The organism is Mesorhizobium sp. M1A.F.Ca.IN.020.06.1.1, from assembly GCF_004023265.1.
Taxonomy (GTDB): Bacteria; Pseudomonadota; Alphaproteobacteria; order Rhizobiales; family Rhizobiaceae; genus Mesorhizobium.
In genome coordinates this window covers 1-1,321 of sequence record NZ_RZSR01001276.1, presented here as the reverse complement: position 1 = coordinate 1,321, position 1,321 = coordinate 1, and the positions used below count along the sequence as shown (strand labels likewise).

General features: G+C 67.3%; 1 protein-coding gene. It reads right to left on the bottom strand.

The genetic code is table 11. The features are described from left to right. On the bottom strand, window positions 1-1,321 hold a 1,321-nt coding region (locus tag EOA60_RS33230), incomplete at both ends, for an NAD-glutamate dehydrogenase domain-containing protein (RefSeq protein ID WP_206628369.1).

Sequence of the window (1,321 nt, the reverse complement as noted above, 5' to 3'; positions counted from 1 at the left end):
GTCCGGGATCAGGTCGCTCACCTCGGCCAGCGCCAGCTTTTCGGCAAGTTTGTCGGGCGCGCCGCCCTCAAACAGGTCATGGCGCCGCGCCTCGATCCGCTCGCGTGAGAAGGCCGGCAGCAGCGAGATGAGCTTCGGCTCCAAAGACTTGCGCGCTTCCTGCAAGTCGGCGATGCGCTGGCCGAGCGGTGCGGAGGAGAGGTCGTTCTTCAGGTACCAGCCGCTGGTCATGAAGATGAGCCGGCTGACTGCCTGGTAGAGATCGAGCTGCGTCTGGCCGTCGATCTGGTTGTCGAGGGCATCGATCTCCTTGTAGAGCCAAGGCAGCGCGAAACCGTCGCGCACCAGGGCGAAGGTGCGCACGACGGCGCCCGCTGTGCGGCCCGTGGCTTCCTGCAGCCGGTTGACGAAAGACGGCCCGCCGCGGTTGACGAGATCGTTGGCGACGACGCGCGCGATGATCTCGCGCCGCAGCCGGTGGGCACGGATCTCGCCGGCGAATTTCTTCGCCATCCGCTCCGGGAAATAGCCCATCAGATCGCGGTCGAAATGCGGATCGTCCGGCACGTCGCTGGCGACGATGTCGGAGAAGAGCACGATCTTGGCATAGGCAAGCAGCACGCCGAGCTCGGCCCTGGTCAACGGCTCGCCGCGAGCCTCGCGCTCGGCAAGCGCCGCCGGCGAAGGCAGCGTCTCGACGGCGCGGTCGAGCAGGCCGCGCGCTTCGAGCGCCGTCATGAAGCGCGCCTGGTGCGCGATGTCGGCCAGCCCGCGCTTGCGCGCCAGCGACAGCGCCAGCGTCTGCTGGTAGTTGTTGGAAAGCACCAGCGTGCTGACCTCGTCGGTCATCTCGGCAAGCAGCTTGTTGCGCGCCGGCCGCGCCAGCGAGCCTTTGCGCATGGCCGACGCCAGCGCGATCTTGATGTTGACCTCGACGTCCGAGCAGTTGACGCCGCCCGAATTGTCGATGGCGTCGGAATTGCAGCGGCCGCCCTTCATACCGAACTCGATGCGCGCCCGCTGCGTGACGCCGAGATTGGCGCCCTCGCCGATGACCTTGGCGCGCACGTCGAGCGCGGTGACTCGGATGGCGTCGTTGGCGCGGTCGCCGACATCGGCATTGGTCTCGCCGGAGCCCCGGACATAGGTGCCGATGCCGCCGAACCACAAAAGATCGACGGGCGCCTTGAGGATGGCGTTCATGATCTCGACCGGCGTTGCCGTGGTCTTGGCGAGGCCGATCGCAGCGGCCGCCGCCTGCGGCAGCGTTATCGACTTCAGGCTGCGCGAGACGATGACGCCGCCTTCCGACAGCTTTGAC